This is a genomic window from Amycolatopsis sp. NPDC043887, assembly GCF_056435665.1.
Window position 1 is genome coordinate 47785 of sequence record NZ_JBWKEB010000010.1, and the last position, 24770, is coordinate 72554.

Annotated in this window: 22 protein-coding genes and 1 pseudogene; 9 read left to right on the forward strand and 14 right to left on the reverse strand. The window is 66.9% G+C overall.

The features are described from left to right. Window positions 1-62 precede the first annotated feature (62 nt). Both AC069H_RS25915 and AC069H_RS25920 read right to left on the reverse strand, forming a co-directional pair. Entirely contained in the window at window positions 63-842 is a 780-nt protein-coding gene (locus tag AC069H_RS25915) for a DUF3800 domain-containing protein (RefSeq protein ID WP_478230441.1), read from the reverse strand. 32 nt (window positions 843-874) lie between these two features. After that, window positions 875-1666 carry an ArsR/SmtB family transcription factor gene (locus AC069H_RS25920; RefSeq protein WP_478234090.1) on the reverse strand — a complete coding sequence of 264 codons (792 nt, stop codon included), beginning with the start codon at window positions 1664-1666 and terminating at the stop codon, window positions 875-877. Window positions 1667-1830: 164 nt separating this feature from the next. Between AC069H_RS25920 and AC069H_RS25925 the strand changes: the two genes are divergently transcribed. Then, window positions 1831-2199: a hypothetical protein gene (locus AC069H_RS25925; RefSeq protein WP_478234091.1), complete on the forward strand. Its 369-nt coding sequence runs from the start codon at window positions 1831-1833 to the stop codon at window positions 2197-2199. 19 nt (window positions 2200-2218) lie between these two features. Here the strand turns inward: AC069H_RS25925 and AC069H_RS25930 are convergent, their stop codons facing one another. After that, window positions 2219-3670, reverse strand: a complete 1452-nt coding sequence (locus AC069H_RS25930) for a hypothetical protein (protein WP_478230438.1) — start codon at window positions 3668-3670, stop codon at window positions 2219-2221. Between the two features lie 70 nt (window positions 3671-3740). Between AC069H_RS25930 and AC069H_RS25935 the strand changes: the two genes are divergently transcribed. Together AC069H_RS25935 and AC069H_RS25940 are read left to right on the forward strand one after the other, a co-directional pair. Then, window positions 3741-4325 carry an RNA polymerase sigma factor gene (locus tag AC069H_RS25935; protein WP_478234092.1) on the forward strand — a complete coding sequence of 195 codons (585 nt, stop codon included), beginning with the start codon at window positions 3741-3743 and terminating at the stop codon, window positions 4323-4325. Further along, window positions 4322-5572 carry a hypothetical protein gene (locus AC069H_RS25940; protein ID WP_478234093.1) on the forward strand — a complete coding sequence of 417 codons (1251 nt, stop codon included), beginning with the start codon at window positions 4322-4324 and terminating at the stop codon, window positions 5570-5572. The genes AC069H_RS25935 and AC069H_RS25940 overlap by 4 nt, the downstream gene beginning before the upstream one ends. A 195-nt stretch (window positions 5573-5767) precedes the next feature. On the opposite strand, the gene AC069H_RS25945 is transcribed toward AC069H_RS25940, so the two are convergent. Next, window positions 5768-6049 (reverse strand): hypothetical protein, encoded by a 282-nt coding sequence (locus AC069H_RS25945; protein WP_478234094.1) that lies wholly within the window; start codon window positions 6047-6049, stop codon window positions 5768-5770. 289 nt (window positions 6050-6338) lie between these two features. Between AC069H_RS25945 and AC069H_RS25950 the strand changes: the two genes are divergently transcribed. From AC069H_RS25950 to AC069H_RS25965, 4 genes and pseudogenes are all read left to right on the forward strand, one after another. Beyond that, a complete protein-coding gene (locus AC069H_RS25950) occupies window positions 6339-6545 on the forward strand; it encodes a hypothetical protein (protein WP_478234095.1) in 207 nt (68 codons plus the stop codon). 119 nt (window positions 6546-6664) lie between these two features. Next, on the forward strand, window positions 6665-7342 hold the full coding sequence (locus AC069H_RS25955; protein ID WP_478234096.1) for a fasciclin domain-containing protein: 678 nt from the start codon (window positions 6665-6667) through the stop codon (window positions 7340-7342). Between the two features lie 546 nt (window positions 7343-7888). Then, window positions 7889-8062: pseudogene (locus AC069H_RS25960) on the forward strand (ABC transporter permease); the annotation flags it as partial. A 197-nt stretch (window positions 8063-8259) separates the two neighbouring features. Then, the gene (locus tag AC069H_RS25965; protein WP_478234097.1) at window positions 8260-8751 is read left to right on the forward strand and encodes an ATP-binding protein; all 492 of its coding nucleotides are present in this window, start codon (window positions 8260-8262) and stop codon (window positions 8749-8751) included. A gap of 73 nt (window positions 8752-8824) precedes the next feature. Here AC069H_RS25965 and AC069H_RS25970 read toward each other — a convergent pair whose 3' ends face one another. The 3 genes from AC069H_RS25970 to AC069H_RS25980 form a co-directional block, all read right to left on the reverse strand. Continuing rightward, window positions 8825-9823 carry a ferritin-like domain-containing protein gene (locus tag AC069H_RS25970; RefSeq protein WP_478234098.1) on the reverse strand — a complete coding sequence of 333 codons (999 nt, stop codon included), beginning with the start codon at window positions 9821-9823 and terminating at the stop codon, window positions 8825-8827. Between the two features lie 562 nt (window positions 9824-10385). Next, complete coding sequence (locus AC069H_RS25975; RefSeq protein WP_478234099.1) at window positions 10386-10886, reverse strand: lamin tail domain-containing protein; 501 nt, start codon at window positions 10884-10886, stop codon at window positions 10386-10388. Between the two features lie 579 nt (window positions 10887-11465). Beyond that, window positions 11466-11807: a three-helix bundle dimerization domain-containing protein gene (locus tag AC069H_RS25980; protein WP_478234100.1), complete on the reverse strand. Its 342-nt coding sequence runs from the start codon at window positions 11805-11807 to the stop codon at window positions 11466-11468. Between the two features lie 268 nt (window positions 11808-12075). Between AC069H_RS25980 and AC069H_RS25985 the strand changes: the two genes are divergently transcribed. Together AC069H_RS25985 and AC069H_RS25990 are read left to right on the forward strand one after the other, a co-directional pair. Further along, the gene (locus AC069H_RS25985; RefSeq protein ID WP_478234101.1) at window positions 12076-13344 is read left to right on the forward strand and encodes an MFS transporter; all 1269 of its coding nucleotides are present in this window, start codon (window positions 12076-12078) and stop codon (window positions 13342-13344) included. After that, window positions 13341-14330 (forward strand): TolB family protein, encoded by a 990-nt coding sequence (locus AC069H_RS25990; RefSeq protein WP_478234102.1) that lies wholly within the window; start codon window positions 13341-13343, stop codon window positions 14328-14330. Before AC069H_RS25985 ends, AC069H_RS25990 begins: the two co-directional genes overlap by 4 nt. Window positions 14331-14560: 230 nt before the next feature. On the opposite strand, the gene AC069H_RS25995 is transcribed toward AC069H_RS25990, so the two are convergent. The 7 genes from AC069H_RS25995 to AC069H_RS26025 form a co-directional block, all read right to left on the reverse strand. Beyond that, window positions 14561-15535, reverse strand: coding sequence for a metallophosphoesterase (locus AC069H_RS25995; protein WP_478234103.1), 975 nt, complete (start codon window positions 15533-15535; stop codon window positions 14561-14563). Further along, window positions 15525-15974 (reverse strand): hypothetical protein, encoded by a 450-nt coding sequence (locus tag AC069H_RS26000; protein ID WP_478230424.1) that lies wholly within the window; start codon window positions 15972-15974, stop codon window positions 15525-15527. The genes AC069H_RS25995 and AC069H_RS26000 overlap by 11 nt, the downstream gene beginning before the upstream one ends. Window positions 15975-16277: 303 nt before the next feature. After that, on the reverse strand, window positions 16278-17261 hold the full coding sequence (locus tag AC069H_RS26005) for a glycoside hydrolase family 71/99 protein (RefSeq protein WP_478234104.1): 984 nt from the start codon (window positions 17259-17261) through the stop codon (window positions 16278-16280). Window positions 17262-17347: 86 nt separating this feature from the next. After that, complete coding sequence (locus AC069H_RS26010) at window positions 17348-18358, reverse strand: hypothetical protein (RefSeq protein ID WP_478234105.1); 1011 nt, start codon at window positions 18356-18358, stop codon at window positions 17348-17350. Continuing rightward, window positions 18355-19704: an alkaline phosphatase family protein gene (locus AC069H_RS26015; RefSeq protein WP_478234106.1), complete on the reverse strand. Its 1350-nt coding sequence runs from the start codon at window positions 19702-19704 to the stop codon at window positions 18355-18357. Before AC069H_RS26015 ends, AC069H_RS26010 begins: the two co-directional genes overlap by 4 nt. Beyond that, on the reverse strand, window positions 19701-21173 hold the full coding sequence (locus tag AC069H_RS26020; protein WP_478234107.1) for an ArnT family glycosyltransferase: 1473 nt from the start codon (window positions 21171-21173) through the stop codon (window positions 19701-19703). Before AC069H_RS26020 ends, AC069H_RS26015 begins: the two co-directional genes overlap by 4 nt. Window positions 21174-21274: 101 nt before the next feature. Then, on the reverse strand, window positions 21275-23677 hold the full coding sequence (locus AC069H_RS26025) for a GtrA family protein (protein ID WP_478234108.1): 2403 nt from the start codon (window positions 23675-23677) through the stop codon (window positions 21275-21277). Window positions 23678-24770 lie beyond the last annotated feature (1093 nt).

The following is a 24770-nucleotide window of genomic DNA, read 5'->3' on the forward strand; positions in this document are numbered from 1 at the left end:
TCCAGCCCGCTGCCGCGCCGGGCAACCGTCCACCCGAGCGATTCGCTGTGCCATGGAGTGAATCAGTGCCAAAGGGACGCCGAATCGACATACGGCGCCAGCAATCCGGTCAATACCTCGTCGCCGTTCCCGTTCAATGCGTCCTCGGCGATCCGGCGGGCGACACCGGCCAGGAAATCGGCGGCCTGCACCCGCGGATCGGTCCGTGAATCCACGAACCTCACCCCGGCCAATCCCGGGCTCGACTCGATCCGGGCGAGCCGGTCCCCTTTGAGCGACGGTTGTTCGTCGTGGACGAGGAAGACCTGCTCCCCGCCCTCGCTCCAGTATTCGACGGCGCGCAGGATCGCGGGCACCAGCGGATCGAGGATCTTGGCGTCACGTGCCGCGGCGACCTTCACCCTCAATTCCGCGGTGTCCCCGGCCATCGCGAAGAACGACCCCGCCGCCGGATCCCCGCGATTCCTGGCCCGCAGCACGTCGTTGAACGCGGCGAGGAGTTCGTCGTCCGGCCGGATCTCCGGCCCGGCGAGCGCGCGCAGTTCGTTCGCCAGCAGCCGCTTCTTGTCCACGAGGTACACGTGGGCTCGCCCGTGGACCGGGCCGAGCGGCCCGAGGAACCATTCGAGGACTCGCCGGTGTTTCGTCCGGAGGAGATGGTTCGCCTTGTACTCGACCGCCGGCGAACGGATCCTTCGCCGCAGTTCGACCAGGCAGGCGGCGGCCTCTTCGAGACTCAGCCGGACCCCCGCGTGCGCGAACACGTCGGTCTCCCCGCCGATCAGTTTCTCGCCCTCGGACCCGGACTCGTCACAGGCGATCTCCAGGGGCACGCTGCGCATCGTGCCCGATCACCCCGGCGACGTCGACCCGGTTACGCGGGATCGGGCAGTGGCTCACCGGTCTCGAGCAACGTCTTGAGGCTCGACAGGATCGACGGCCAGCCGCCCTTGACCATCTCCAACGCGGTGCTGCCCGGGTCGAAACCGTCGTGCACCACGGTCAGTTTCACCGTGTCACCGACGGGTTCGAGATCGAAGGTGACCTTCGACCGCGATTCGGCCTGGAGCTTCGCCGACAGGTCGTCGTCGAGCCCCACCGACTTCGCGAACTCCGGCGTGAAGGTGTGCCACGTGTAGGACAGCCGCCGGTACGGGTCGGATTCGAGGACGACCTGTCCGGGGTCCTCCACCTTCACGCCGAGCTGCTCCCAGGCCATCGCCGACCCGGGCTTCCAGTCCGAAGTGAACTCACAACCCCAGTACCGCTTGGTGAAGGCCGGATCGGTGAGTGCCCGCCAAAGCCGCTCCGGCGTCGTCCTGATGTAGCTCGTGTACACGAATTCGTCGGTGCTCATGGGTTCCTGCTCCAATGCCTTCTTGAGGTCGGCGAGGGCGTCGACGCGGCCCTGGTGGTAGCGGTCGATCCAGCGCTCGGCGATCGCGTTGATCGGCTCCGCGTTCACGTAGTGCAACTTCTCGCGGCCACGGCGCACCGTGGTCACCAGATTGGCCGCTTCCAGGACACCCAGATGCTTGCTGACCGACTGCCGCGCCATGTCCAGTCCCGCGCACAGCTCACGCAGGGTCTGCCCGTTGCGGGCGTTCAGGTCGTCGAGCAACCGGCGACGACTGGGGTCCGCCAATGCCTTGAAGACCTCGTCCATGCCGCTCTCCCTGATATGCAGCCGCTTGGCTGCCTTTGCAGATTAGGCAGCTAAGTGGCTGCATGTCAAGCGGCAGGCTCAGCCGTTCCCCGGCCACCAGGTTGTGTCACGTTTCCGGTGGCTACCTCGTCGACGTGGTGACACTTCCCCCCGAAGGAGTTCCCATGCCGACCCCGTTGCGCGTCGCGATCGCCGCGCAGACCCTGGCCGTCTTCCTCACCCCCATCTCCGCCGGTCTCCTGCTGACCGTGCCGAGCGGCCACGCACTGCACAGCGCCACGTCCTACACGCTGTTCATCGTCGCGACGCTGCACGTGCTCACCGCGATCCTCGTGTGGCGGCCGGGCGGCGGCTCCCCCGAGCCGATCCTGCCGGCGGCCGTGTTCCTCGGGCTCACGCTGGTACAGGTGTTCCTCGGGATCGCGCACGTGACCGCGGTCCACGTCCCGCTCGGGGTCCTGCTGTTCGGTTTCAGTCTCCTGCAGCTGAGCCGGATCCGCCCGGCGCGGGAAGCGGCGGTCCCGAACGCCTGACCCAGGGTCCGCCGGGCTTTCACTCCTTGTTCGGCACCAGGTACAGCTCCTGCTTCCCGAGAGTCGGCGCGTCGAGCGTCCAGTGCGCGAGCGCGTCCGGCGGCGGGGCCGCCAGCCGGCGCAGCACGAGTTCGGGACGGCGTGGCCGGACGTCGAAATCGAAGAAGGCGTAGTTCACGCGGAGTATCGCGCGGATCCAGCGGTTCTCCTCGCCTCGCGCCTCGATCGCGGCAGGCAGCAGGCCACGGTCGGAGAAGACGTCGACGACCGGGCAGCCGCAACTGTAGGCGAGGACGCCGATTTCGCCCGCGCTGCCGACGATCCGGCCTCCGGCGAGCGTTCCCAGTTCCGCTCCGATACGGGCGTACTGCGCGCTCGACGTGTAGTTCGACGTGAACGGCGCGTACGTGCGGGGAAGTCCTGCAGCCGCGTACGCGATCAGACCGGCGACGATCAGCGCGAGCACCCCGCGGACCATGATCCGGTGGGAAACCGCTACGGCACAGACGACAACGGTCGCCGCGGTGAGGCCGGGGCCGTAGTACCAGTGGTAGGGCGGGACCGCCAGCAACACGTAGCCGAGGTGGTAGAGCAGACCGCCGAGGGCGAGCAGCACGAACGGCCGCAGCCCGGCGGGGATCGTGCGCAGCCGGACGGCCAGTGTCGCCACGGCGAGGACCGCGAGGACGGCGGGAAGGAACGCCAGCACGGCCATCACCGGCGAAGTCCGCGCGTAGAACAGCGGGCCGTTGCCGAAGTTCCAGGCGCCCCAAGCGTGTCGCGCGCCTTGGAGAGTCTTGATCACGACGGTGTCCGGTACCGCCGCGCCGAGAACCACCCAGCTGAAGCCGAACCACGGCAGCGTGATCAGCCCGGCGCCGAGCAGGGCACGTCCCGTGCCGGGACGGAGGAAGACGGCGAGCACCACCGCGAACACGATCAGGTCCAGCCGGACCAGGGCGAGCACGCCGGCTGTCAGACCGAAGGCGAATGGGTTCTTTTCGACGGCGAACACGGTGAGCCAGCCCAGGACCGCCGCGCCGAGGGTGACCTCGAGCCCGATCGACGAGAGCAGAAGCGGGTTCGCGGTCAGCGCGGCGAGTGTCAGGGCGGGGAACCGGGGCGACAGCCCGGCCGCCGCGCCGAGTCTGCGCAACGCCAGGGCGAGAAGGACCTGGCACAGCACGAACAGCGCTCCGGCGGCGAAGACGGCGTCGCGGACGAAGATGGTCAGGGCCGCCAGGATGAGCACGTTCGCCGGCGACGTCGCGGTGTTCGACGTCGCGTCGGCGAGCAGGCCCCAGTGGCCGTGGAAGGCGACGTTGCGCGCGTACGCCAGCGTGATGAACGTGTCGTCGATCAAATGCGGCCGGGCGAGCAGGAACACCACCGCCGAGAGCACCGCTACGGACAGGGGCATCCGCCAGGACGTCGCCTGGTTGTCCGTCGTCCGGACCTGTTCCATGATCATGGCTTGATATGGCTCCTCCGACCCGGAAAGTTGCGCGCAACGTTCGGCCGGTGCCGGCCACAACCAGGGCGTGAGCAGTCTCGCGAGCGAGGTGGGGGTACCGGTGGAAAAGACCGGTGACCGGGAACTGTGGGCCCGCGCGGCCGGCGGCGACGAGGGGGCGTTCAGTGAGCTGTTCGAGCGGCACGCCGAGGCTCTGTGGAACTACACGTATCGCCTGACCGGTTCGTGGAGCAGCGCCGAGGATCTGGCGTCCACGACGTTCCTCATCGCCTGGCGGCGGCGGGCCGAGGTGACCCTGGTGCGGGACAGCGCCCTGCCGTGGCTCTACACGGTCGCGGCCAATGTCGCCCGTGACGAGCACCGCGGTGCTCGTCGCCGGCTGCGGCTCCTCGGGAAGATCCCGGCACAGCCCGCCGTATCCGACCACGCCGATTCGGTGGCCGAGAAGATCGACGGCCAGCGCCGGCTGGGGCAAGTCGCCGAAGCCGTCCGGTCGCTGCCGAAATCGCAGCGCGAAGTCGTCGAACTGTGCCTGGCCGCCGAGGTGAGCATCGCTGACGCCGCGGAGTTGCTGGGCATCGCCGAGGTCACCGTCCGCGCCCATCTTTCCCGGGGACGAGCCCGGCTGCGTACGTTGCTGGAGGAGAAATGAGCGGCGAACCCGTGTACCCGCCTCGCCAGGCGATGCCGGACGAGGTCCGCGCCCGGATGCGATCGGCCGTCCACGAGGGGATCGCGAAGCCGCGGCGGACGGCGCGCGTCTGGTACGCCGCCGCCGCGGCGGTCGTTCTCGTCGCGTCCGGCGTCGCCGCCGCGACGCAGCTGCTCCGTCACCAGGGCGCGGACCCCGGCCCCGAGCCTGCCGCCGGCGGGCTCAACCTGGACGTCGGGCTGGCGACGTCGTCGCTCGACCGCTGCTGGGCCGCGGTGCGAGCCGCGGGCAAGACGGACCGTGTGCCCCCGCGCGAGGAATGGATTCCCTTGTTCACGGACGTCATGCTGGACGTTTCGGTCGTCGCCGCGACGGCGGCGGGCAAGCCGATGTTCTGCGAGACGACGCTGACCACCGTGACCGTGTCCGACCCGAACGCCGCCCCCGCGTATGTGCCGGGCACCCGCACCGGGCTGCTCCTGCAGAGCTCGACCGGGCTGATCGGCGGGGTGCTGGATCCGGCCTGGCCGGGTGCGGGTCTCGCATTCCAGGCCGAGGATTCCGGCGGCGGGGACTCCGTGGAAGCTTCGCCTCTGTCACATCAGTTCGTCTCGTTCTCCTGGACCGACCCCGCGAAGACGCAACTGACCGTTTACGAGGCCGCCCGAGCGACGACTACGAGCCTGCCACCGGCTCCGGCGCCGCTGCTTTCGGCCGTCGATCGCCCGATCGCCCCGGCCGACCGGACCTCGCCCGCGGGACGTGCGCTGGGCGAATGTCTGTCCGGCGCGGTGGACGCCATCTCCGACGTGGCGGGCTACAGGCCGGGCGCGCTGCTGGACAAGGACGGCTATCAGGTCGTTCTCGGCCGTTTGGGCGACCGGAGTCTGGCGTGCACGACGGTTCCGGACCCGCGGCGTCCCGGTCGGATGAAGATGCGTGTCTACCAAGACCATTTCGAGATCCCGCCGGAGCAGCCCCGGAATATCCCGATGCAGCCCCTGGGTGGCGTGGAAGACGGTGGTGACCGGGGCAACTCCCGGACGCCGTTCGCCGGGACGCGGCTGCCGGCGACGGCGGTGACGGTGACCTGTGACTTCGGCGCCGGACTGACCTCGACAACCGATGTGGTCGACAGGACCTTCGTGGTCTTCGTACCGAAAGAGGTGAATGACCCGTTCCCGCAAGGGGTCCGCATTCAAGCGCGTGACGCCAACGGCACGGTCGTGTTCGAAGGGACGCTGTAGCCGGGTCGCCGGCCCGCGACCGCCAGATCGTGTCCAGTGGCGCCACCGGCGCGAGAAATGAATATCGTTTTGGCCTGCGAGATCGGAATACGAAGACTCTTGTCTCGTCTTGCGATCTCCTGCGAGGCCCGAGTAGCACAAGACCCCTTCTCTCGGCTCATCCGAGAGAAGGGGTCTTCGGGTACTTAGAGGCGTTTAGAAACCGCCGTAAAACCACCAACTGCCGCCGTTCTGGAGCGACCAGTAGCAAGGGTCACTGTAGTTGAACAGAACCCTGGCGCTTTCGCACTCCCCTTCGGTTGCGAACGGGCCGTAGTAGTCGCCTGCCTCTTTCGCGCTTGCCACGCCACCCAGCGAGAGGGTCATCGCCGCGACGACTCCCGTCCCGATCACCAGGTTCTTCAAAGCACGCTTCAAGTTCACATACTCCTGACCGCTTAAGTGATGCTTCGTCGAGGCGCTGATCAGATTCGCCACAGAGGTCGCCCCCAGCAAGAAATCCCCAGATGATCAACTCCGAAAGGTTTTTACCACACCAAGATGCGCGGCGCAACTCGCCAACCAGTGCAGCCTGAACCTTACCCCGCGAGCGACGGAATTCGCGTTCCGGCTTCGCCTACCGCCTGCCCGGTCCATAAAAGCATGAATGGACGATGGCGCCACGAAGAGCCAGGCGCCTTTGTCTCGAACACCATGCTTTCGGGGCACCTGCCCACGGTCGCCGTCACAACAGAGAGTGCGCCGATCGGCGGACTCACCACGCCGGATGCGAGAAGGTCGAGGTCCGGGTGACCAGAACCTGTCGAAGGAGGTCGATCCGAACACGTGGCGGATGTGGTGGACCGAAGTGGAGGTGCCCACCGGCGTTCAGCAAGTGTTCTGCCGCGCCACCGACAAATCCGGCACACCCGGCGCGGGCACCGTTCCCGACGGTGCGACCGGCCGGCACAACGTGCCGTTCACCGCCGCCTGAGAAAGATCGGCGAACGACCAATCCGCGTCACCGGCCGCCACGAATCACTTTGCGAGAAGACGAAACGAGTCGTCCACAGTGGACAAGACTTTGCCGCCTCAAGCAATGGAGTGGTTTTCGTGAAAAAGATTCGCGTCGCAGGTATCGGTTTCACCGCGGTCGCCGCACTGGCGCTCTCCGCGTGCAGCGGTGACGAAAACGCTTCGTCCGGAAATGCCAGCACCCCCGCGCCCGCCCCGTCCTCGTCGGCCCCGATGTCCAGCTCCGGCTCGACCGGTTCACCCGACGGTGTGACCACCAACGCCGACGTATTCGGCCCGGCCTGTTCGCAGCTTCCGCAGGGCAGTGCCCCGGGTTCGCTGGACTCGATGGGCCCGCAGCCGGTCGCCAGCGCCGCCTCGACCAACCCGCTGCTGACCAAGCTGGTCGCCGCGGTGAAGGCCACCAACCTGGTCGACACGCTCAACAGCCAGCAGGCCATCACCGTGTTCGCCCCGGCGGACCCCGCCTTCCAGGCACTGGGCGACGCCAAGTTCAACGAGCTGGCCGGCAAGCCGGACGAGCTGGCCCCGATCCTGCAGTACCACGTCGTCGGCAAGCGTTACGACGCCAAGGGCCTCGCGACCGCCGGTTCGGTGGAATCCCTCAACACGGCCGGCGGCCCCGTGAAAATCGAAGGCACCGGCGAGAACATGACCGTCAACGGCGCGAAGATCCTGTGCGGCAACATCCCCACCAAGAACGCCACCGTCTTCGTCATCGACAAGGTGCTCACACCTGGCACCAACAAGAACTGACACTCGTCCGGGCCATCACCGACCCCCAGTCGATGGCCCGGCCACAACGGCCGCCGCAGCTTTGTGACCTCCGAAGCCGCGGCGGCCCCTTCCTCTACGTCCACAGTGGCCACTGAGGCCTGTGGACCACAGCCACGCGGCAGGACGAGCACCATCTGCCGCATGGGGAACGTTGTAGCGGCAGCGTTCCGCCGGTCGTCGCCGTCGCTGGTTCACTCCATGGCCACGGCGACGGCCGGCCCCCCGCCATAAGGAACGAGCCACGCCGAACCGTGGATCTCCAGAGCCGACGCGATCACCGCGGCCCTGGTTGCCGCTGCTCACGCGCCGCACGCCGGCGGAACGAGCCGCGGGCACTACGCGAACCATCACACTCCGAGCAAGACTGTGGGCAACGGTAGTCAGTGACGAGTTCCCAGAGGCCGTCACGTTTACCCCGCGAACGGAGGGTTCTCATGAATTTCATGCGATCGATCGCTGATCGACCGGCGCGACGGCGTCCGCGGTAACTCGACATCGACGGCCCGATCGACCACTCGGCTTCATCGAAGCGGACGGATGTCGCGTATCGCGATCATGGTCGGCAGGACCACCTCCCACCTGACCACGAAGGTCGTCAGCCTGCTCGCCACCAGCCTCTGCGGACTCGCCATCGGCTGGCGCGTCCTGGCCTACCTGCTGATCCTCTTGTTCGCCGTCGCGATGTCCTGGGTCGGCGCGTCGGCCTGGTCGCCCGCATCTCCTCCGGCTTCGTCTCGGTGGCGGCGATGCCCGAACCACTGCGACGATCGCGGAGTGGAACCGATGAGCACCGGCTTCCGTTACTTGCCGGGCAAACGAGTGACATCGCGGTCCGGCACCGCCCGCGAGCTTCGCTGTCCCGAAAACCCTTTGACGTCTATCGAAGGGCAGCCGAGATGAGCGGGCAGCTGGATCCAGCCGACGACGGAACCGATCCGCCGTTCCCGGTGGACCTCGATCTCGAAGTCGAACGGCTGACCCAGCGAGTCTCCTGGGCGGCGGAGGTCAGGCTCGAGCTGTCGAACCGCCCTGAACTACGTCGCGTCCATGCGACGGTGGTGAATTGCCTGGGTTTCGGGCGTGGTGAGCACGAACCGCTTGGCGCGGTCGTGCTGGTGGTCGACGAGCTGGTGTCCAACGCCTACCGGCACACCATCACTCCCGGCGTCCTCGGCATCACCCGGACGTCCCGCGGTCTCCTGGTGGAAGTGACCGATGACGACCCCGACGTGGAGCGGATGAAAGCGAGAACGGACGAACGATTCGGTCCCGGCCATCACGGGCTTCGTCTTGTCACCCACCTGTCGCTCGAATGGGGAGTACGGCCTGAAGAATCCGGGAAAGTGGTGTGGGCGCTGGTTCCGGCGCAGATGTACTTCGAACGGTGAAACAGCGGCCGACGCTTTCACCGAAGTCGTCGGCAGGGCCGAGCGGAGACACCCGCCCGGCCCTGCCACGGTGTCAGCCGTTGGCGGCGCTGGTGTTCACGTCGCCGTTGACACCCTTGGGGAAGAACCCGCCCGACGTCGCCGCTTTGGGAGTCAGGTAGACGATGTTGAGCACCTGGCCCGGCGACCGGCTGAAAGCGATGCCGTTGCCGTCGGTGGGAACGATGTTCGCGCGGCCATTCCCGTCGACGACGCCCTGGTCGAGGTCTGTCGTGCCGTCGAGACCGTCGCGGGCGTCGGAGAGTTTGACGCTGGCTTCCCGGAGGTCACGCCCCAGCAAGCCGAGGCCGAGAATTCCGCCGCTGTGCTGGTAGAGCGCGGTACGGATGTTGGCGGCGTGATAAGCCTCGACGGCGAGAATACCGGCGGCGGCCTCGAGGTAGGTCTTGTTGCTGATCAACGGTGCCGCCCCCTTGTAGGCGGTGACACCGACGTCCTCGAACAGGTAGGCGGCGAGGAGGAAGTTCTCCTCGCAGGCGAAAGCGTCGAAGCTCTGCCCTTTCCTGACCAGCCCTGCCGCCTGAGCCGCCGCGGTGAAGCTGGACTGCAGATCGATCGCCGGACGGCTCACCGCGGCCGAGCCGAGCGCGGTGCGCAAGAACTCCACATGCGCCTTCTCGTCGGAGGCGATCTCCTGGGCGTACTGGCGGGCGGCCTTCGTTTTGAACCGCACCGCGCGACCCCCGGTGACCCCACCACGCGTCCCGGTGCCGGTGGTCAGTGAATCGGCGAGCCCCTTGCCGGTGACGGCGTGGAGATAGAACTCGGCTTCCAGGTACTCCAAGTTGAGGGCGAAGTTGAGCACGGCACCGTCGCTGACCCCCTCGGCCGCCGCTTCCCCCTCTGCCTGCCGCGGGGTGGCAGCGGACGCTGGACCGGCCAAGCCACCGAGAGCTCCCGCGCCGACGACCCCAAGACCCGTCATCCCGGCAGCACGCAGGAATCGACGCCTGTCCTGCGGGTTCTCCGCACTGCGGTTGATCATTGATACGGCATAGCGTTTGCCGAACACGTGCGATCTCCTTCCCGCCCGTGTCCTGGCTACGCACGACAACGGGCGTGCCCACCACCTCGGGCGGACCCCGAAGAGGGCGGGTTTGACCTTCGCGGACACTCTGCTTTCGTGCTCGCGGGCGGCGCGGCTTGGCACCCTCACCACATCGACCTGGAATCCATGAGAGTGCAGTGCTGGAAGAAGTGGGCCCGGCACCATCCGGCGCACGCGACACGCACACGGCACAGCCGACGAGCACCGCCAAGCCCGTCGAAGCCCGGTGCTGCGCGGAGCACTGGAGCGCCACCGCAACATTCCGGTCACCATCGACGGGCTCACCCCGTGCTTACCCCTGTTCGGGGCCGACGCTGCGTGAGTGTCGCGGACGGGCGTGTCCACAGTTCTCTGAACTTGATCTCGATTGACGTTGCCCGGCCCGATCGCGACAAGATCGCCGGCACCCCGGGCTATCACGAGCAAAGCCCGGGATCGCGTTGGCGACCCCGAGCTTTGCCGGTGAGCAGCTAGGAGATGACTATGAAGCAGCGGCGAAAATCTCCATTATGTGGTTACCCGTGCGTTACTGGACGGAGGGAGCATTGGCGTCGAGGACGCACGGAGTCCGCGGGCCCGGGGCGAAGTCGGAGGGAGTCCCGGTGAACGCGACCCGGTGAAGCGACAACCTAGCCGGGTGCGAATGAGTCGCCACGGCATCCACACGAGCACCCCCTGGCGTACCCAGCACCAGCCTGAGGGGCCTGGTCCCGGAGAGGTTTTCGGTGAAGACCTGGTCGGGCACACAGCCGGTGAAGGCGGCGTTGGCGATCGTGTACACCTGCCGCGGCCCCAAGACGGTGCCCGCTGGGATCGGCATCGTCACGATCTGCTGACCGACCATCGCCTGCAGCTGCAGGCCCCCGATGGGCACCCGTGCGAAGCTGGGATTCGCGATCTCGATGAAGTCCTGGGCCGCCCCGGCGGGGCCGGTACCGCGGGTGGCGACCTCGCTGATGTAGACGGGGGGCACCTGCTGCTGGGCCGCCTGCTCCGCCGCGGTCGCGGCGCCGGAAGCCCCGAGCATCAGTGCGCCAGTACTGGCCGCTACGGCAAGTGTGGAAATAATGCGTTTCACAAGATTCTCCTTTGTCAGGTTGAAAAACAACTCCAATAAATGGAAACCCAGCCGGGGAGTGGCGGATCCTCTCGGCGACTCGACCGCGGAGCCTTGATATTCTCGCCACCGAGGGATCCTGCAATAACTGTGCCTTAAGAACACCCCCTCTGGGAAAGGGGCCGTTGCTGCGGCCCCGAGAGTCGGGGTGCACAGAAAAGCGGCTCAGCGACGCAATATCGGGTTACCCAATTGCTGTAGCTCCATGGCGGATGCCGGATGGGCGGAGCTGAGCGACGCCACTTGGCATGCGCTTCCAATGGCGCGGCCCGCACGTAACCCACCTCGGGCGAACGGCGATAGCGTCGGCACGGGAAATGTTGTGGTCACGCACCTGTGCGGAGCATCGCGACCTACCGAACCAGCGCGGGCCGAACACCGCTCAGGGACGCCACGCTCGCGTCTCTGCACGTGCAGCCAACGACCGAAGTGCCGGACCAAGGCGACGGCTTGCCCGGTGCCGGTGGGCCATACCGCCGGCGAACGGCATCATGAACAGGTGGGCCATCGATCGAGCTGTTCCCGTACCGCCCGTTCGACCAGGATGTGAACGAACACTCGCACCCGCGCGCAAGCGAAGCGGTCGGACTCGTCTCGCACCAGCCGGCTCACCGTGTCCGGAGACACCGCTGGATAGCTGCGGTCCAGCCTGTCGGCCAGCGCGGCCAGACGGCCATCGAGCCGGCCGGATGAGATGTTGCCGATCGTGCGCGCATCGGTCATCGAAGTCGCCTCTCTTGCGCCCGCCAGAGCCGGTAAGCCACGAAATTCGCTCAGTTTATTGTCGCGAGTTCGGTCGGCGACGTTCTTGCCATGGCCACTATCGGCCATTGGCCGGAACTCGCCTCAAGATCAGTTTCCGCACTCCTTTGTTTACGTCCAGATCACGAACTGGACGTGAACGATGCATGAGACGTCTCTCTTTCGCGGTCAGCATGAGGCGGTTCCTGTCCACCGCCGGGCCGGAGTGACTGACCCGGCGTATCCGGTGTCGGGAGGATTCGTGTTTCCGCGACGAATTGTGGCCATCCTCGCAACCGTCACGACGACGTCCGGCAGTGATTCTTCCGTTCTGACCTGACGCAGGAGGGCGAGCCACGTGTATCTGTCCAGCATCGGTCGTCGAGGGCGCAGCGGTACAGTGTCCCGGTACACGTTCGGCGCGGTCGGTTCGAACGTCGTCGCGCTGGGAACCGTCAGCCTGGTCACCGACATCTCCGCCGAGATGGTCGCCGCGATCCTGCCGGTTTACCTGGTTCTCGGCCTGAACCTGAGCCCTGCGGTCTATGGGCTGGTCGACGGCTTGCACTCCGGAGCGACCGCGCTGCTCCGGTTGGCCGGTGGCTATCTCGCCGACCGTGCGGGTAGGCGCAAGACCGTCGCGGGCATCGGCTACGCGCTCTCCGCGGCCGCGAAGCTGGGCTTGGTCGTGGCTGGCGCCTCCGCGACCGCGATCGGCGTCGTCATCGCCGTCGATCGGATCGGGAAAGGGCTGCGGACGGCACCGCGTGACGCGTTGATCACGCTGTCGGTGCCGGAATCCATGCTCGGCCGCGCTTTCGGTGTGCATCGCGCGATGGACGGCGCGGGTGCGTTCACCGGTCCGCTTGTCGCGCTCGGGATACTCGCCGTGGTCGGTTCGTCCGCCGGCGCCGACGCGTTCAACGCTGTGTTCTTCACCGGCTTCTGCATCGCCGCGGTCGGCGTGCTCTTGCTCGTGTTGTTCGTCCGCGAGCACCAGGCCTCACGCCCGGTCGTCGGCGGCGTGTCACCGCGTGCGGCACTTTCTCTCTTGCGCGGCAGCGAGGTACGCCGGCTGTTCCTTGCCGCCTGTGTGCTCGGCACTGCGACCATCGGCGATGGGTTCGTGTACTTGTTGTTGCAGCGTAGGGAAGAAATCGCGACGGGGTGGTTTCCGCTGCTCGCCGTAGGCGCCAACCTCGCTTACCTGTCGCTGGCCGTACCACTGGGTGCGGTGGCCGACCGGTTCGGTCGGCTCACGGTGACGCTCTGCGGATACGGCGCGCTGGGCGTGGTCTACTTGCTGCTCGTGAGCCCGGTATCGGGCTGGCCGCTGCTCGTGATCACGCTCGGGTTGTACGGCGCCTTCTACGCCGCCACTGACGGAGTGCTGATGGCGCTCGCGAGCCGGGTTCTGCCGGAATCGCTGCGCGCCACCGGCATCTCGCTCATCCAAACCGGGCAAGCGCTCGCCTGCCTCCTCTCATCCGTCCTCTTCGGTTTTGCCTGGCAGGTCTGGGGCGCGGGCATGGCGACCGGGTTGGCCGCGGGCGCGGCGCTGTTCGCGATCGTCTTCACCCTGATTCTCCTCGTCCCGCGCCCGTCGGTGAAAGAAGGTCGACGATGAACAGCCGCAGCCGGATTCTGATCGCCGTCGCCGGTGTAGTGGTGCTTGCCGCGGCCGCCACCGTCTACGTGGGACAGATCGCCGCCCGCAGCCGGGACATGACCGCCGTCGGCACTGACGGCGCGGTGACCCTCACCCCCGGCCCGAAAGTGCTCGTCCGTAGCACCGCGGATGCCGATCGCGGACATCTGTTCGTTGTATCCACGGCCGACCCCGGTGGCCCACGCGTAGTGTCACAGGTGTCCTGCACACGGATCCATGCCGCCGGCGGCACCGGGATCTGCCTGCACCCGGACAACGATTTCATGACGCATCTGACCGTCCTCGACGAGCAACTCAAGGAGCGGCAAGAGGTCCCGCTGTTCGGGGTGGCCAGCCGTGCCAGGGTTTCACCGAGCGGCCGGATGGTCACCTGGACGGTGTTCGTCGCCGGCGATTCCTACAACTTGGGCGGGTTCTCCACCCGCGTTGGCATCCTGGACACCGCGACCGGCGAGCTCACGGGCACGTTGGAGGACTACACGGTGACGGTGCACGGCAGGCCCTATACGGCGGCCGACTCGAATTTCTGGGGTGTCACTTTCGCCGAGGACGACAATCGGTTCTTCGCGACCATGTCGACCAATGGTCACCGGTATCTTGTCGAGGGTGATTTCACCGCGCGCTCTGTCCGCGCGGTGCGGGACAACGTCGAATGCCCGTCGCTCTCACCCGATGGAACGCGTATAGCGTTCAAGTCCGCGGTAGACGGTGACCCGGCGAAGGGGTGGCGGCTGTCAGTGCTCGACCTGTCCACATCTGTCGTGACACCGCTCGCGGAAACACGCAGTGTCGACGACCAGGCGGCGTGGATCGACCATCACACGGTCGCCTATGCGATCCCCCGCGGCGCAGGTCATTCCGACGTGTGGTCGGTGCCCGCGGACGGTTCCGGAAGGCCACATCTGCTGATCGCCGAGGGGGATTCTCCGGCGGCGTTGGGGTGATGTGCAATCACAGAAGAATGGTCGTCTTCGTTCGTGGAGGACCGCTGTTCAGTACTGTCCATTGTGGATTGGCAAGCTTTGCTACGGCACCGGTGAGGCAATGAGGCCGGAGCCGACTCCGCTTCGTCACGCAACAGGGAATTCGGGTGAAGCCGGGAGACGGAGAAAACCCTTGCTCGTGCGGCGCGGGCTTTCTCCGTCAGGTCATGGGACTGATCTGCCCAGCCGGGTCAATGGCAGGTTCCCGTTCCGGAGTCGGTGAACGGTGTCTCCGGCGCCGCCACGAAGGCCCAGTCGTAGCTGGTGGGTCGCAGGGTGAGCTTGAGGACGCCGAAGATCTGGGACTTGCGGACCAGGCTGTTCGGCATGACTGTGGAGAATCCACTGTAGAACGAGCCGCCGGTGCCGACCACGATCTGGCGGATCCCGTTGGCGTCGTCCCGGGCCCCGGACGGGTTCTGCGGCGCAAACCGCTCATAGCTGTGGGAGTGTCCGGCCAGCAGGAGATCCACGCCGCCGCGGTACATGGTGTCCACCAGCGGTGCCACGTCCGCGTAGGCGAAGCTGTTGGAACTCCACCGTGGCCGGTGTTGCAGTACCGCGGTGCACTTGGCCGGATGCGCGGCGAGGTCGGCGGCCAGCCATTGCTGCTGCGGTGATCCGACGGCGCATCCGGTGCCGCCGCTGATCTTCGCGCATTCGGAGTTCAGCACGACCACGTGCCAGTCGCCTACGTTGAAGCTGTACCAGCCGTTGCACTGCTTCACGCACCCTGGTTGTTGCGGGGTTCCCGCGTCGCCGAAGTAGCTGAAGTACCCTCCGCCGCCGTGCGTGCCGTACTCGTGGTTGCCGATCGCCGGGCGTGTGATCGGCTTAAGCCGTCCCCACGACCGGGCGTAGCTGGTGTTGAAGTCGGCGAGGGAACCGCTGTTGTACTGGGCGTCACCGAGCATGAACACGGATGCCGGGGCGATCTGCGTGGCAAGGTCCGATGTGGTCTTCATACGGCAGTGGCCAGGGGTGCCGAGGCCGTCGTTGAAATCCGGATCGGAAGGTGCGCAGGCGATGTCTCCCACCGCGACGACCACTGGGTCGCCGGCGAATCGGGTGGTCTCGGCCTGAGCGTGCGACGGGGCGACGACATTCGTGAGGCTCAGCACGAGAAGGGAACCGTACGTGGCCGCGATCCGGGATTTAGTGGCCACTGTGACCTCCATGCAGGATTTGGTCGAGGGTGTCCTGGGCGTCCGCGCGCAGAGTGGTTCCGGCGTCGATCTGGCGCCGCATGAGGGGAAGGTCGCCGGTCAGGCAAGCCTGGGCGGCCTGGGCGAACTGTGCGATGCCGATGTTGGCGACTGTGCCCAGCTGTGGACGCGGCGCACGCCTGCCGTGCAGCAACTGCTGCGATACCCGCTCGAGTTTCTGGCATATCGTCGTCGCCCGGGCGAATGGCTGAACGAGTTGCCGCGCCTCGACGAGCGTGTTGTTGAGCTCGATCTGCAGCGGCTCCCGGCCGCTGAGCCATTGGTGGATGCTGAGATCTTCGGGCGGCGTCGCCCGCGGTGGCGCGCCTGACACCAGCAGGAGACCGCCGCCCAGCAGCGCACCTGCGGACACGGCCAGGCTTATGTGCTTGCTCCTCATCGAACCGGCACCTCCAGCGTCCTCAGCCTGAAATTTGTTGGCGGACCATGTGAGCGTGTCGTGAGCTCGAGCATTCGGGCGTGCTTGTGCAGCCGCGTGGGACCGTCAGAACCGGCACGCGACTTGGTGGGAAAAGATCGGGAAGCTCAGGTGAGACCGGGGATGGGGGCCGGCCACAGGTAGTTATCGCAGATCAAAATGGCCGTAGAGATGTACGGAAACGTACTGGTCGATGTCCGCGCGGGAAACGTCAAAGGCCTTGATCGCTTCAGGCCTGATGCTCGGGAATCGGTTCTGAATCGCTCACGCGGACCGGTACCGGCGCCGGAGCACCAGGACGACGAGGATGACGAGCAGCAGAAGCGCGCCGCCCGCCACGACCGGCCCGGCCGGGAACCCGCCCCGAGCGCCCGTGCCGCTGGAGTCTTCCGCCAGTGGGCTCAGGCGTGGCACGGATGTGCCGGTGATATCCCGCAGTACGGTCAGGTAGCGGTCGCCATACCGGACGCTGGGCTCGACATGAGAGTTCTCGCTGAACTCGTTCCAGCTGATCAGACCGAGAGCGTCCGGAGAGGACTTGATCGCCGCCGCGTATTGACGTCGCAGTGCTTCACCGTCCCGCCGCTCGACCACGCGCTTACCGCCGATCCGCCGTGCGTCGAACCCCGGCGCGAACGGCACGATCCATAGCCCCTTGTGCCGATGCACCGCCGCGCCCATAGCGGCGAGTTTGGCCGCCGCACCCGTGTCACGGTAGGGATCGACGGAGGACCAGTAGTACGCGTCACCGTCCACAGCGGATGCGATGCGCTCGTAGCCGGCGAGATCTTTTTCCGAGCCGAGAACCAGCAGCCTGTCGCGCACCGGCCCGGCGGCACGCGTGATGTCCTCGATCGAGAACTTCCAAGTCCCCGACCAGATCACGAACGGCTCGCCGAACACTCTGAACACCGGGTCGGCCGCGTAACGCTCCTCGAACCACGCCAGGTCGGCCGCCACCCGATCGGTCGGCAGCGGGTTGCGGTGAAAGTCCAGCGCCTGGTAGATGATAGAGAGGGTGAAGGCCTCCTCCCGGGCCACGCCGGCCAGCGTCGCCAGCCGGCGATCCAGGACGGGAGTGGACTTCCAACTGACAATGAACCCGGTGATGCCGGCACTCTTCGCTGCCCGGATGTGCCGGCGCATCACACCGGAGTCGTCGCTGGAATAGCGGCCCAGGCTTGGATAGTCCGTCTTCGCCCGACCCCACGAAGCCTCGGTGTACCAGATGTAGTAGTACGCCAGCACCGGAAGTACGGTTCGCGGACCGGCTACCGCCGGAGGGAGCGGCAGGACCGCGATCAGGACGGCGAGCAGGACAGCGGACATTCGCCTCACGTGACTGTCCTCGGCCGCTTGCGCAGTCGCCACCTGCCGACCACGACGAGTACGGTCAGCGTCGTCAGTGCGGCGACGGTCAGCGTCGCGACGTCCAGATAGGTGATTACGGGAAGCTCCACATACCGGCTACGGGACAACGTGATCTTCTGGGCCTGCGAGTATCCGGCCCCGGATACCTTCACCTGGTAGGTACCCCGGGCCAGGTTCTCCACCGCCACGTCACCGTCCTGGCCGGCTGTCAGCCGCTCGGTGCGGCCGTCCGGATAGGTCAGTTCGATGCCGGTGGCGATCGGGTCGCCCGAGAGCCAGTCGCGGATCTGGAAGCGCACTGATCGCAGCAGAACGACGAACTTGGCGTCAGTGGTCCGGTTGGGGATCAATCGCTGCTCCCCGACGTTGACTACGTTCGTGCCGTCGATCACGACACTCTGCAGGTAGTACGTCACCTCTTTGGCGACCGCGGAACCGGCTTCCAGCACCGGCCGTACTGCGGTCAGCCGGACTGGCTTGACTCCCTCCACGGTCAGCTGCCGACCGGAGTCACTGCGTATGGTCATCGAGGTGATCCGGTCCGGCGCGACCGGTCTGTGAGCCTGGTCGACGAAGGCGTAACGAACGGTCCGGGTGGTCTGGAACGTCGCCTGGATCCGTGTGGTGCGCCCGATCACGAGATCGGACAGGGATGCGGTGAATCCCTGATCGGCACCGCCGCGCCCTGCCCACCGGACGAAGTCGGCGGTCCCGCCGGGTGAGTCCAGGTGCGGCGTGAGCAGCTGCAACCGGTGCTTTTCCCTGTTGCGCGGCACAGTAGCGTACGCCACGCCTTTGTCATCGGTCACGAGTGGCTTGCCGTCCAAGGCGAACCTCGCGGACGGCAACGACGGCACGGTGATCACTTTGAGGACGTTGCGCGACGGCGGTCGCGCCGCTGAGGCTGTCGACGGGAATCCGGCCATGATGATGGCCGCGAGCACGGTGACGCCGATCCCTCTGATCGTCCTCATCGGACGGTCCTCCTCCTGGTGGGCCGCCGGTGCCCGAGCCGCCGGCCGATGGGGGTGACGGTGAAGCAGCTCAGCAGCGCGAGAACCGCGGCTCCGCCATACGTGAGGTAGACGATCGAGGCGGGGTGGGACGCCGTCGGTGCGGCGGCGCGATCAGTGCCCAGCAACTCGGGCGGTCTGGGCGGCGAGGCGAAGTCGAACGCTCCGGTGATCCCCGCCGAACGCGCGTCCCGTTCGCCCAGCGGCGCGACGCGCCAGTTGTCCTCGATGAATTTGAGTACCGCGGTGTGATCGAGTTGGGTCCGGTCGATGTGCCCACGTCGGGAGTAGGCGCTGACCAGCAGGGCGGGTACCCGGAAACCGAGGCCCGCACTGTCCGCTTTGGGTGGTGAGACGTGGTCGTACCAGCCGCCCCAGCTGTCGTAGCTCCACATGAACGCCGAGCTCGACCAGTAGCGGCTCTTCGCCAGTCCCGCGATCATCTCGCGAACGAAGGCTTGTCCGGTCTGCACCCGGCCCGGCGGGTTCTCGTTCGACCCCGACGCCACGACGTAGGCGACCGCCGGTAGCGTGCCGGCGCGCAGGTCCGTGTAGTACTGGTTCAGGTCGACGATTTTGCCGGACAGCGTGGGATCGTCGAGGAATCGGGCGAAGTTCAGCAGCGGGACCCTGGTCGTCTGGCCTGCCAGCGGACCGGTTCCCGGCGTGCGGAAGGTGATCTTCGGGTCGTAGTTTTCGACGTAGAACTTCCAGGGGACACCGGCCTGTTCGAGCCGGTCGAAGATCGTCGGGATGTCGCCGTAGCCGCCCGGCGGCACGCGTTCACCGCCGCCGGGCGTGGGCACGCCGGCGATCCAGTAGAAACGGTTGCGGCGGTTGCCGGTGGTCGCGGAGCTGAAGAACCGGTCGAAGAGCGTGTACTTGTCGGCGACGTTCCAGTAGTAGGGGAGGTCGTTCGCGTCGTAGTAGCCCATCGCCTGGGCGCCGTCGAGGCCTCTCTCCCGGTACGTGGAGACGAAACCGTCCATTTTTCCGTCCGCGTACTGGGCCCGCTGAGTGGCCGGGCCGTGATCGAGGTGGTCCGGCGATTGATCGCCCAGCCGGAAGGGACGGACGCAGTCGGCCGGTTTGTCCTTGCGCTGCCGCATGCACGTGTCGGCGGGGATGCCGTCCGCGCCGGGGTAGGTGCCGAAGTAGTTGTCGAAGGAGTGGTTGGCCTGCATGAGCGTCACGAAGTGCTTGATCGGCGTGCTCGTGGTGCGCGCCGGCTCGGCGGCGGCCGGCCAGGGCACCGGCGCGGCGAGAATGAGGAGGACTATCAGCACGCTGGTCAGGCGCAGGGTCATGACCGCACCTCGTAGACGATGATCACGGGTTTCGGTGTGGTCCGGCCGTCGGGCGTGGTCACTTCGACCGCTTCGGTGTGGATGGCCACGCCGCTGTACTTGCGCACGTAACGCATCAACCGCTCGCTGAAGAACGGCGCCCGGGCAGCCGAGAACGCGTCCCATACCACGTACTGGAGGTTGCCGTTGCGCAGTTCCCGGTCCGGGTTGTCGATCGGTTCATAGGATGGATTGCGGGACAACGGGTTGGGGCTCACGGAAAGTGCGAATGCCTTACGGTGGCCATAGAATCGCACCAGGTTCGCCATCGACGGTCCGATCGTCATCAACCGGCTGCCCTCGGGCAGGCCGGCCTTGATCCACCTACCCGCCTCCCGGCCTCCTGGCACGCCGCCGGAACCGGCAAGGAACGTGGTGCTCGGTGCCGGGTTCACGGCCGACCAGGCCGGTACCACCAGGCTTGCGCCGACGGCGACGACCGCGAAGGCCCGGACCCATCGGGCCGCCGCGGGACGGCGGCCCGAAAGCCAAGGCACGGTTACCTGGATCCCGGTTCGTGCCGCCAGCACCGCGACGGCGGGCACGATCGGCAACAGATACTGGTACCCCTTCACCGGCCACAGATGGAAGAACACCAGCGGTACGGCCATCCAGCAGACCAGCAACCATTCCCGCCACGTGTTCTGCCCGCGCAGCAGCCAAAGACCGGCGGCCGCGAGCACGAGCACCGCCGGCCCGACCGCCGGGGTCACGGTCTCGCTGTAGAACGTGATCCCATGGTTCGCGCGCCGGAACAGTTGCCACGCCAGGTAGTTCTGTCCCGTGCCGGTACGATCGGACAGGCTGAGCGACAGCGGGTACGCGACGACGACCGCGCTCAGGATGGCGAGCCCGACCAGCAGGTCGCGCAGCCGGATGCGGAACTCCCGGCTGAGCACGAAGAACACGAACACCGCGAGCACCAGGATCGCCGCGCTCTCCTTGGTCAGCAAGGTGAGCCCCAAGACGGCGGCCGCGGAGTAGAGCCACCCGGGGGCCCGCTCGGAGCAGTACCGCGCGACGCAGTACAGGGCGACCACCGCGAAGAAGGTCTCAGGTCCATCGAGCAGTACCTGGCGGGTGATCACGACGTGGTAGGGCATGACCGCGAGGAAGAACGCCGCCACCAGCCCGGTCTTCCAGCCGTACAGCACCTTGCCGAGCAAGTACACGGCCACCACTGTGGACAGTCCGAAAACGACGGACAGCATCCGGGCGCCGGTGTCGCTCGTGCCACCGGAGAACCCGAGCGACAGCATCACCTGGAACAGCAAGGGGTGTGCGCGGAAGATCGGGAACAGCCCGGTCAGCGCGGGATCTCCGGCCAGCGCGGCGGCCTGCCCGGCGTAGACGGCCTCGTCGCTGTTGAAGCCGATCTCACCCAGCGCCCACACCCGCAGGAAGCCACCCGCGCCCAAGATGAGGGTCATCGCCGGCACCACGCCACCGCGTGAGAACACCCGCGCCGGCCAGCGGTCCCGCTGCCTGGTGACGGTACCAACGGCCATGCCCGGCGGCGCCGGTACACCCATCACGCAGACCGGCGCGGCTCGGGCCGCCCGTCGGCCGGGCCTGTGATCAGCAGTCCGGGGATCTCGTCCGCCCAACTGAAGTCGGGCACGGCGAGCGAGCGTGCCCTGATCTCACGGACAGCGGCCGACAGGATCTCGCGTTCCTTTTCCCGCAACGCCTGATAATCGTCTTCACCGATCACAATGGATGGTGCGAAGTGGCTGAACGGCGGGAACTGGTAGGCGTCCTCGGTGTTGGCCAGCAGTGTGCTCGTTGTGTCCTCCGGCGACAGGTCGCCGATGGCATACGGGCCCCGCTCGATCACGAACAGCTCGGTCACCTTGGTCTCGGATGCGATCTCACACGGCAGCAGCCGGTCCACCGCGTACTTCGGCGGCGGCACGATCCGCTGGGTGAGCGCGTTCGTGCCCATGATCGGCACGTTGAGGTGGCTGAGGGACAGGCCCAGCTGACGGCCTTGCCGGGAGTGCAACAGGCTCTGCAGCCACAGCCGCCGCCACTCCCCGCGGCTCAGCTCGTCGGACTGCGCCGCCCGCAACGTGTGGTGGCTGATCGTCAGAGGCTTGGGAAAGCAGCCCACCTGGCCATCGCCGTGTAGCACGACCATATCGTCGGAAAGGAACTTCGCACCGCGTTCGCGGACCAGCCGGAGCACGGTGCCGGTCTTGCCGGTGTCGGTTCGCGCGGAGATCAGCGCGCCGACACCGTCGAGTTCGACGCATGCCGAGTGCAGCAGCATCACGCCGCGCGATACCGCGACGAACCGCAGCAGCGCCTCGAGGATGTTCGTGTAGACCACATGGGGTGACCGGCCAAGACTCGGGGAGACGACCACCTCGATCGGGCCGCCGAACGAAACCCGGAAGTTGGCCCCGAACCGGCCGAGATGTTCGGAGTATTCGATCGCGGGCGGCCCGGCGAACTGGGTGACCACCGCCCGCGGCAGCGGGCGACGGCTGCCGACCGAACCGACCCGGATCTGAATCTCGGTGTCGTTGCCGAGCCACTGCGCACGGAAGTAGTCGAGTTCCGCCAGCCGCACCTGCGAGCCGATCGTCGCGACATTCGGAATGCTGTACCGATACGGCAGGTACCGTGCCAAGCCGGAAGAGCGGTTCAGAGTTCCACCCGCCGGGCCCCCGGCGGGAGCGGCGTCGACGATGAGCCGGATCGGATCGCGTCCGGATCTGGTCGTCGGCGATTCACCGCGTCCATAGATCGCCGTGTCGGTCACCACGAACCGCACCAGGAACAACAGGCCGAGGGCGAACGCGTTGGCCGACAGCACGCCCAGCCCGATGCCGTCCACCAGCAGGACCAACATCGGCAACCGCAGCACCAGCAACGCGTGGTTGAGCAGGAAGAACCGCACGGCGCGAGAGGCCGTCGAACTCGATTTCGCACCGCGGTAAATGAGCACTTCGGTGAGGGCGAACAGCCACGTCGTGGACGCCTCGGTGGCCAGAACGGCGGCCAGCAGATAGTGCAGGCCCAGCAGGTGGTCGTGCAGCAACCACAACACGGCCGTGTTGACCACCAGCCCGGACAGCCCGACCAACCCGAACGCCCCGGCCCGCACCAGCCGGTTGTCCGGCGAAAGAGCCTGTCGGCCCGGCGGCGCGATCCGCAGCCGGAGCAGCTGCCGCACGAGCGCCACGCCCGCACGCGGTGAGACCGGGCGGCGCCCATCCGGTCGTGGCTGGGCCGTCAACGGGACCTCGGCCACCCGCAGGCCCGGATGCCGGACCAGGATCTCCAACAGGGTCCTGACCCCGTCCAGCCGTAACCGGTCGAGGTCGAGCGCGGCGCGACGGACGGCGAAGAAGCCGCTCAGCGGGTCACTCGGCCGGCCGAGCCGGTGCGGGAAGAGGGCCTTGGCGGCCGCGGTGGACAGCAGGGACGCCCAGTGCCGTGAGACGCCGGCCTGCCTGGCGAACCTGCTGGCGACCACTACGTCCACGTCCCGTGATCGGCCGATCTCAGCCAGCCGTGGTGCCAATGCCGGCGGGTAGCGAAGGTCGCCGTCCATCAACACGAGCCACTCGCCACGCGCCTGCACCAGGCTGGTGAGCACCGCGCCACCGAGTCCACCGTGCCGCTCGCCGGACGCGCGGTGGATCAGCCGGATCGGGACGCGTGACCGCGCGACGAGGGAAAGCACGGCATTTCCAGCCACATCGTCGCCGTCATCGACAAAGAGAATCTCCAATGGCGACCCCGAATACTCCTTGGAAAGCCGCCGCACGATGACGGCGAAATCGTCAGCCTTGGCGGCAGACAGAATGATGACGCTTATCTCGGGTGGCTGACTTGCCCGTGCCGACCTGATAGCGAACTTGGCGAGACTCGAGTCGGGCCCACTTTTCCCTTTTGTGTTCTCCCGCACAGCTTCCCTTCCCACGCCTCGCGAACCGACAAACCAGGCAGCCGAGGAACAGGCGAACGTGACAGCCGGAGAGTCTGACCGTTGCCTGCGGGACCGAACTCAGGGCGGAATCTACGTCAACTCTTTGCCGAAAGGCCGTGGAACTCATCTCGCTATTCCCAGCGCTTGGAATAAGTATGCGATCCGGCGCCTGAAAAGAATAGGCGACCATACGCCCGGCCCCGCCAGGAGACGCCGACCACTACGCCGCCGGCCAGCCCGTATCGACATGATCTGGCCGCTCCCGCATCAAGCTCATTCTCCGGTCGAACAGGTCCGCCCATGCGGGGCGGTCAACGAGTGATGCCGTCTATTGCGCCGGACGAGAGCTCGGCCATCGAGGGCGAGTCCGAAGAATGCGCGCGCTATCACCAGAGTGTCGCGCATCGACGAGGGCTGCCCAGTGGGGTCGCCCACCTGCGGACATGGGCCGTGCCCGCCGGTCACCTGCTGTTGACCCGAGTTGCCGCGCAGAACAGCCGGCCCCGAGGGCGCCGCGCATGAGAAGGCAACATCGGAGAGCGGCGAGCGCGCGCGTCGCTCCCCGCAGGTCGGCCGTCTGAGTGAGACGCAGCATGCGGCTGTCTATAGAGGGGTAAGGCAAACGTGGCGTGCCGGAGCTGGCGGCAGAAGCGGGACTCGCCGAACAGGCACCTTCCCAACTGTCCATAAGAGACTTTTCTGCGGCGACAGTGTCCGGCTTGGGTGATTTGCACGGTTCGACGAGGGGGTCGTGAGTGGCATTTCGGGTTAGAACCCGAAACACCACTCACGACCCCCTCGTGAAATCGCCCATCCGGGCATCAATCAGACATTGAGTCAGCGAAAAGTGTCCTTTGTGGACACTCAGGGGCACAGTCGGCTCCGATCGGCCAGTCCAGAACCACGGCCGCGAAGGCCGCCTCTGCCTTGAGTCAGCGAAGGGGTCCTTCACCACAGAGGCTCGGTCACGCCACATTTGCCTTACCCCTCAATATCAACGACAGCGGACGCGGCGGAGCCGCGGATCAGGACCTTGTCATCGAAGCCCCCAGAGATGCCCTGGACGATGAACCGGATGGGCGGCTCC